This is a genomic window from Rhodococcus sp. WB9, assembly GCF_007558985.1.
Classification (GTDB): Bacteria; Actinomycetota; Actinomycetes; order Mycobacteriales; family Mycobacteriaceae; genus Rhodococcus_F; species Rhodococcus_F opacus.
Genome location: NZ_CP041769.1, coordinates 4,879,961 through 4,887,500, shown reverse-complemented (window position 1 = coordinate 4,887,500; position 7,540 = coordinate 4,879,961). Strand labels below are relative to the sequence as shown.

The window sequence follows — 7,540 nt, the reverse complement described above, 5'->3', positions numbered from 1 at the left end:
GTGCTGATGGGAGTTCGAGCGGGGTGTGTTGTTTGAGAACTGCACAGTGGACGCGAGCATCTTTGTTGTAAGTAATGAAGAGCGTACGGTGGATGCCTTGGCACCAGGAGCCGATGAAGGACGTAGGAGGCTGCGATAAGCCTCGGGGAGCTGTCAACCGAGCTGAGATCCGAGGATGTCCGAATGGGGAAACCCAGCACGAGTGATGTCGTGTTACCCGCACCTGAATATATAGGGTGTGTGGAGGGAACGTGGGGAAGTGAAACATCTCAGTACCCACAGGAAGAGAAAACAATAGTGATTCCGTGAGTAGTGGCGAGCGAAAGCGGAAGAGGCTAAACCATGGATGTGTGATAGCCGGCAGGTGTTGCATTCGTGGGGTTGTGGGGTTCATCTTGTCAATGCTGCCGTGTTGGCCGACAGTAAGAAATCATTGTGTTAGTGGAAGTGGTCTGGAACGGCCTGTCGTAGAGGGTGAGAATCCCGTACACGAAAACATGATGACTGTCGTGATGGAAACCCAAGTAGCACCGGGCCCGTGAAATCTGGTGTGAATCTGTCGGGACCACCCGATAAGCCTGAATACTCCCTGGTGACCGATAGCGGACTAGTACCGTGAGGGAAAGGTGAAAAGTACCCCGGGAGGGGAGTGAAATAGTACCTGAAACCGTGCGCTTACAATCCGTCAAAGCCTTCGAGCAGCTTGCTGCTGGGGGTGATGGCGTGCCTTTTGAAGAATGAGCCTGCGAGTTAGTGGCATGTCGCGAGGTTAACCCGTGTGGGGTAGCCGTAGCGAAAGCGAGTCCGAATAGGGCGTCCGTAGTGGCATGTTCTAGACCCGAAGCGGAGTGATCTACCCATGGCCAGGTTGAAGCGACGGTAAGACGTCGTGGAGGACCGAACCCACTTAGGTTGAAAACTGAGGGGATGAGCTGTGGGTAGGGGTGAAAGGCCAATCAAACTCCGTGATAGCTGGTTCTCCCCGAAATGCATTTAGGTGCAGCGTCGCGTGTTTCTCACCGGAGGTAGAGCTACTGGATGGTCTAGGGGGCCCACAAGCTTACCGAAATCAGCCAAACTCCGAATGCCGGTGAGTGAGAGCGCGGCAGTGAGACTGCGGGCGATAAGGTTCGTAGTCGAGAGGGAAACAGCCCAGATCGCCAGCTAAGGTCCCTAAGCGTGTACTAAGTGGAAAAGGATGTGGGGTCGCGAAGACAACCAGGAGGTTGGCTTAGAAGCAGCCACCCTTGAAAGAGTGCGTAATAGCTCACTGGTCAAGTGATCCTGCGCCGACAATGTAGCGGGGCTCAAGTACACCACCGAAGCTGCGGCATTCACACAATGCACCCCCTTGATTCTGCGGAGTCTTGGGCAGTGGTGTGGATGGGTAGGGGAGCGTCGTGTGGCCATGGAAGCGGCGGGGTGACCCAGCCGTGGAGGCCACACGAGTGAGAATGCAGGCATGAGTAGCGAAAGACGAGTGAGAAACTCGTCCGCCGAATGACCAAGGGTTCCTGGGCCAGGTTAATCCGCCCAGGGTGAGTCGGGACCTAAGACGAGGCCGACAGGCGTAGCCGATGGACAACGGGTTGATATTCCCGTACCCGTGTGAACGCGCCCCTGGTGAATCAGTGATACTAACCATCCTGAAGCGTCCTTACGCCCCTTCGGGGGCCCTGGATGTGGATGCATGGGACCTGATCTGGTAGTAGCCAAGCGATGGGGTGACGCAGGAAGGTAGCTGAGCCAGTCAGTGGTAATACTGGTGTAAGCCTGTAGGGCGAATGGTAGGCAAATCCGCCATTCACACAGCCTGAGAGGTGACGCATAGCCGAATGAGGCGAATTCAGTGATCCTATGCTGCCGAGAAAAGCCTCTAGCGAGCTTTCACACGGCCCGTACCCCAAACCGACACAGGTGGTCAGGTAGAGAATACTAAGGCGATCGAGATAACTATGGTTAAGGAACTCGGCAAAATGCCCCCGTAACTTCGGGAGAAGGGGGGCCTCGTCCGGTGATCACTCTTGCAGTGTGAGCTGGGTGGGGCCGCAGAGACCAGTGAGAAGCGACTGTTTACTAAAAACACAGGTCCGTGCGAAGTCGTAAGACGATGTATACGGACTGACGCCTGCCCGGTGCTGGAAGGTTAAGAGGACCGGTTAGCCAGCAATGGCGAAGCTGAGAATTTAAGCCCCAGTAAACGGCGGTGGTAACTATAACCATCCTAAGGTAGCGAAATTCCTTGTCGGGTAAGTTCCGACCTGCACGAATGGCGTAACGACTTCTCAGCTGTCTCAACCATAGACTCGGCGAAATTGCATTACGAGTAAAGATGCTCGTTACGCGCGGCAGGACGAAAAGACCCCGGGACCTTCACTACAGCTTGGTATTGGTGTTCGGTTCGGTTTGTGTAGGATAGGTGGGAGACTGTGAAGCGCTCACGCCAGTGAGTGTGGAGTCGTTGTTGAAATACCACTCTGATCGTATTGGACCTCTAACCTCGGACCATGATCTGGTTCAGGGACAGTGCCTGGTGGGTAGTTTAACTGGGGCGGTTGCCTCCCAAAATGTAACGGAGGCGCCCAAAGGTTCCCTCAGCCTGGTTGGCAATCAGGTGTCGAGTGCAAGTGCACAAGGGAGCTTGACTGTGAGACTGACAGGTCGAGCAGGGACGAAAGTCGGGACTAGTGATCCGGCACCGGCAAGTGGAAGCGGTGTCGCTCAACGGATAAAAGGTACCCCGGGGATAACAGGCTGATCTTCCCCAAGAGTCCATATCGACGGGATGGTTTGGCACCTCGATGTCGGCTCGTCGCATCCTGGGGCTGGAGTAGGTCCCAAGGGTTGGGCTGTTCGCCCATTAAAGCGGCACGCGAGCTGGGTTTAGAACGTCGTGAGACAGTTCGGTCTCTATCCGCCGCGCGCGTTAGAAACTTGAGGAAGGCTGTCCCTAGTACGAGAGGACCGGGACGGACGAACCTCTGGTGTGCCAGTTGTTCCACCAGGAGCACCGCTGGTTAGCTACGTTCGGAAGGGATAACCGCTGAAAGCATCTAAGCGGGAAGCCTGTTCCAAGATGAGGTTTCTCACCCCCTCGAGGGGGTAAGGCCCCCGGCAGACCACCGGGTTGATAGGCCAGAACTGGAAGCCAGGTAACTGGTGCAGGTGACTGGTACTAATAGGCCGAGGACTTACCACAAAGAAGCTACGCGTCCACTGTGCAGTATCTGAAACAACACACAGATACTCATTTCAACCCCACCGGTCACCCAGCAGGGTGACCGAGTTGAGGGAACAAAAGAAATTGAGTGTGTGACAGTTTCATAGAGTTACGGCGGCCATAGCGGAGGGGAAACGCCCGGTCCCATTCCGAACCCGGAAGCTAAGCCCTCCAGCGCCGATGGTACTGCACCCGACAGGGTGTGGGAGAGTAGGACACCGCCGAACATCCGTTACCGAAAGGGGACCCAATATTCTGGGTCCCCTTTCGTGGTTTGTGTGAAAGGAATGACTGTGTCGGAGAGTGACGACGGACGTCGGTCCTTCCGCGGAGGCGGCGCCTCCAGCAGCAATCGTGGCGGCGCCTCCAGCAGCAATCGTGGCGGCGCCGGCGGTTCGGGTCGTGGTGGCTCGGCCGGTGGTCCCCGTCGCGATTCGCGCGACAACCGTGGCGGTGCCGGTGGCGATCGTCGCGGTGGCGGACCCCGTCGTGGTGGCGAGGGCGGCTTCGCGCCTCGCGGACGTGACGGTGACCGTCCGCAGCGGCAGCAGGCCCGTCCGGACGAACCGGATCTGCCCGAGAACGTCGAGGCCGGCGACCTCGATCCCGCTGTGCGCCGCGACCTGCTGAGCCTGGACAAGACGAATGCGAACACGGTGGCGCGTCACCTGGTGATGGCCGGCAAGCTCGTCGACGACGATCCGCGACTTGCGCTCGCGCACGCCCGCGCCGCACGCCAGCGTGCGGGCCGAATCGCCATCGTCCGTGAGGCCGCGGGTATCACCGCGTATCACGCCGGCGAATGGGCGGAGGCGCTGTCGGAACTGCGCGCCGCTCGTCGCATGGCCGGTGGTCCCGGACTGCTCGCGGTGATGGCGGACTGCGAACGCGGACTGGGCCGCCCGGAGCGGGCAATCGAACTCGGGCGGAGCGACGAAGCTGCTGCGCTGTCCGGTGACGAGGCAGCCGAACTGCGCATCGTGGTCGCCGGAGCGCGCATGGACCTCGGTCAGTTCGACCAAGCCGTGGTCACACTGCAGACCCCCGATCTCGACGCCTCGCGGACCGGTCCCGGTGCCGCTCGCCTGTTCTACGCGTACGCGGATGCCTTGGTGGCGGCCGGTCGCATCGAGGACGGACTCAAGTGGTTCCTCAATTCCGCCGCGGCGGATCTCGAGGGTGACACCGACGCGGAGGAGCGTGTGGCCGAGCTGACCGGAGACGATCAGTGACGGCTCTGCGCGACGGTTACGACGCACTGCTGCTCGACCTCGACGGCACCCTGTACCAGGGGCCGCAGGAAATCCCCGGTGCGCGAGAGGCTTTGGCGGCCGGGGAGCAGTCCTGCTATTACGTGACCAACAACGCCAGTCGCAGGCCGGGTGAGGTCGCGGAACACCTCACGGAACTCGGTTTCGACGCTGACGAGTCGACGGTGGTGACGAGTTCACAGACCGCGGCCAGGCTGCTCGCGGAGAACGTCGCCCCCGGTTCGCCGGTGCTCATCGTGGGCACCGAAGCGCTTGCCGACGAAATCCGACACGTCGGACTGCGTCCGGTGCGGTCGTTCGAGGACGCGCCCGCGGCTGTCGTCCAAGGACATTCGCCGACGACGGACTGGGCGATACTCGCCGAGGCGACCCTCGCGATCCGGGCCGGCGCGGTCTGGGTGGCGGCGAACCTGGACACGACCCTCCCCACCGAACGCGGACTCGTCCTCGGCAACGGATCGATGGTCGCAGCGCTCCGCACGGCGACGTCCCGCGAACCACTGGTGGCGGGTAAACCGGCCGCGCCGCTGATGGAAGACGCGATGCGCCGCAGCAAGTGTGTGCGTCCGCTCGTCGTGGGCGACAGGCTGGACACCGACATCGAAGGCGCCAACAACGTCGGCCTCGATTCGCTGCTGGTGCTCACCGGAGTGAGCACCGCGGTCGACGTGCTGCGCGCCGCCCCGGAGCAACGGCCCACCTACCTGGCGTCCGAACTGGACGCGCTCAACCGGCCCGCCGAGGAATCCCTCATCGGCGAGGACAACCGGTGGTCCGTCGAGTTCGACGGCAGCGACCTGGTGATCGAACCGACAAGCGAATCCGCTGCGCCGGTGGATTCGGCTGCGCTCCTGCGGGCTGTGACCGCCGGCGCCTGGAAGTTCCCCGACTTCTCGCGGATCACGTCGACGACGCCCACGGTGCGTGCGGTCGTCTCCGGCTGGGGTGCCTGAAACCCGGCAGACCCGCGTTGTCCGTCACGCGATTCGCTGTATGCGTATCGGAACGCGATGGACTAGCGTTGTGCCCGATGAGCACGCCAATACCGCGCCCGGGAGCCCATCTACCTGGGCCTCCTCAGAGTGTCGACCCCGAGAAGATTCACACGGAGGTCGACGGATTGTTGTCGCGGCTCGGAGCCGTCGAACCTGATCCTGACGACGAGCACGGCGTCGGGGTCATCCCGCGCAAAGCCTATCTTCTCGAGAAGGCGCACGACGTGCTGGTGGAGGCGCTTGCCACCGTGGACAAGATCTGACGTGGCCCGTCGAGCACGGGTGGATGCCGAACTCGTTCGGCGGGGACTGGCCCGGTCCCGCGAACACGCGCAAGAACTCATCGCCTCCGGCCGAGTACTGATCTCGGGAGCGGCAGCGACCAAACCGGCCACCGCAATCGAAGCGGGAACTCCGCTGCGGGTGGTCGAGGTCGACAACGAAGTGACCTGGGCATCGCGCGGGGCGCACAAACTCCTCGGTGCGCTCGAGGCGTTCGGCCCCCGCGGACTCGAGGTCGAGGCCAAGCGCTGCCTCGACGCCGGCGCGTCCACCGGCGGCTTCACCGACGTGCTGCTTCACCGCGGCGCGCGAGAAGTCGTGGCGGTGGACGTCGGTTACGGCCAGCTGGTGTGGCGGCTGCAGTCCGACGACCGCGTCCACGTCGTCGACCGGACCAACGTGCGATCCATCGACGCCGAGCAGATCGGCGGCCCGGTCGATCTGGTGGTCGCGGACCTCTCGTTCATCTCCCTGAAGCTCGTCCTCCCGGCGTTCGTCGCCTGCGTGGCCGACGGCGCAGATCTGATTCCGATGGTGAAGCCGCAGTTCGAGGTCGGCAAGGACCACGTGGGCTCCGGTGGTGTGGTGCGTGACCCGGAGCTGCGCGTCGGCGCGGTACTGGACGTCGCGAAGACCGCAGAGTCGCTGGGACTGCGTACCGTCGGTGCAGTGGCCAGTCCGCTGCCGGGACCATCGGGGAACGTCGAATACTTCCTGTGGCTCCGCGCGGATGTCACACCCGGGACGGATGATGTACCGGTCGAGTCGGTTGAAGAGTTGATCCGCACCGCGGTGCAGGAGGGACCACAGTGAGCGGGGGAAGCAGCGGCGCCCAGCAACGCGAGCGGGAGATCCTGCTCGTCGCGCACCCGGGCCGCGCCGAGATCACGGAGACGGCGCGGCGCGTTGGCAAGATCTTCGAGCGGGCCGGGATCGGACTGCGCGTCCTCGTCGACGAGGTCGACAGCACCCGCATCGAACCGATGGACGGCATGGCGGCCGACGAATTCCTGGTTCCCGGGCTGGAAGTCACCATCGTGCAGGCCGGCCCGGACGCCGCCGTCGGTTGCGAGATGGTGCTCGTCCTCGGCGGAGACGGAACGTTCCTCCGGGCAGCGGAACTCGCCCAGGCCGCGTCCATTCCGGTACTGGGCATCAATCTGGGCCGCATCGGGTTCCTCGCGGAAACGGAGGCCGAGCACCTCGACGAGGCGCTCGCCCAGGTCGTGCGTCGTGAATACCGCATCGAACACCGTATGACGCTGGACGTGCTGGTCCGCGTGGACGACGAGATCATCGAACGCGGCTGGGCGCTCAACGAGGCGAGCATCGAGAACCGGTCCCGGCTCGGTGTCCTCGAGGTGGTGCTCGAGGTGGACGGCCGCCCCGTGTCTGCCTTCGGCTGCGACGGCGTCCTCATCTCCACCCCGACCGGGTCGACGGCATACGCGTTCTCGGCCGGCGGGCCCGTGGTGTGGCCGGAACTGGAGGCCCTGCTGGTGGTCCCGAGCAATGCGCACGCGCTGTTCGCGCGCCCCCTCGTGACGAGTCCGAATTCGCTGATCGCGGTCGAGACGGTGGCAGGCAGCCACGACGGCCTGGTGTTCTGTGACGGTCGCCGGACCCTCGAGCTGCCCGCGGGCGCCCGCGTCGAAGTGGTGCGTGGCAAGGAACCCGTTCGTTGGATACGACTGGATTCGGCGCCGTTCGCGGACCGGATGGTGCGAAAGTTCGAGCTGCCCGTCACCGGGTGGCGAGGAAGGAAGCCCTAG

5 protein-coding genes and 2 rRNA genes are annotated in these 7,540 nt (G+C 62.8%); all 7 read left to right on the top strand.

Annotation, left to right across the window (positions count from 1 at the left end; translation table 11 throughout):
- Positions 1 to 65: 65 nt before the first annotated feature.
- The 7 genes from FND50_RS22670 (at position 66) to FND50_RS22640 (ending at position 7,540) form a co-directional block, all read left to right on the top strand.
- Positions 66 to 3,199 (top strand): 23S ribosomal RNA (locus tag FND50_RS22670).
- Between the two features lie 131 nt (positions 3,200 to 3,330).
- Positions 3,331 to 3,447 (top strand): 5S ribosomal RNA (rrf, locus tag FND50_RS22665).
- Positions 3,448 to 3,507: 60 nt separating this feature from the next.
- Positions 3,508 to 4,452: a M48 family metallopeptidase gene (locus FND50_RS22660; RefSeq protein ID WP_144287192.1), complete on the top strand. Its 945-nt coding sequence runs from the start codon at positions 3,508 to 3,510 to the stop codon at positions 4,450 to 4,452.
- Positions 4,449 to 5,444, top strand: coding sequence for an HAD-IIA family hydrolase (locus FND50_RS22655; RefSeq protein WP_144287191.1), 996 nt, complete (start codon positions 4,449 to 4,451; stop codon positions 5,442 to 5,444). Before FND50_RS22660 ends, FND50_RS22655 begins: the two co-directional genes overlap by 4 nt.
- Positions 5,445 to 5,521: 77 nt before the next feature.
- A complete protein-coding gene (locus tag FND50_RS22650) occupies positions 5,522 to 5,749 on the top strand; it encodes a hypothetical protein (protein ID WP_144287190.1) in 228 nt (75 codons plus the stop codon).
- A 1-nt stretch (position 5,750) separates the two neighbouring features.
- Complete coding sequence (locus tag FND50_RS22645; RefSeq protein WP_144287189.1) at positions 5,751 to 6,581, top strand: TlyA family RNA methyltransferase; 831 nt, start codon at positions 5,751 to 5,753, stop codon at positions 6,579 to 6,581.
- Entirely contained in the window at positions 6,578 to 7,540 is a 963-nt protein-coding gene (locus tag FND50_RS22640; protein ID WP_005560437.1) for an NAD kinase, read from the top strand. The genes FND50_RS22645 and FND50_RS22640 overlap by 4 nt, the downstream gene beginning before the upstream one ends.

Bases quoted from the DNA above. Each gene is read 5' to 3' on its own strand.
- FND50_RS22660 (WP_144287192.1), top strand. From the start codon at position 3,508: ATGACTGTGTCGGAGAGTGACGACGGACGTCGGTCCTTCCGCGGAGGC.
- FND50_RS22650 (WP_144287190.1), top strand. From the start codon at position 5,522: ATGAGCACGCCAATACCGCGCCCGGGAGCCCATCTACCTGGGCCTCCT.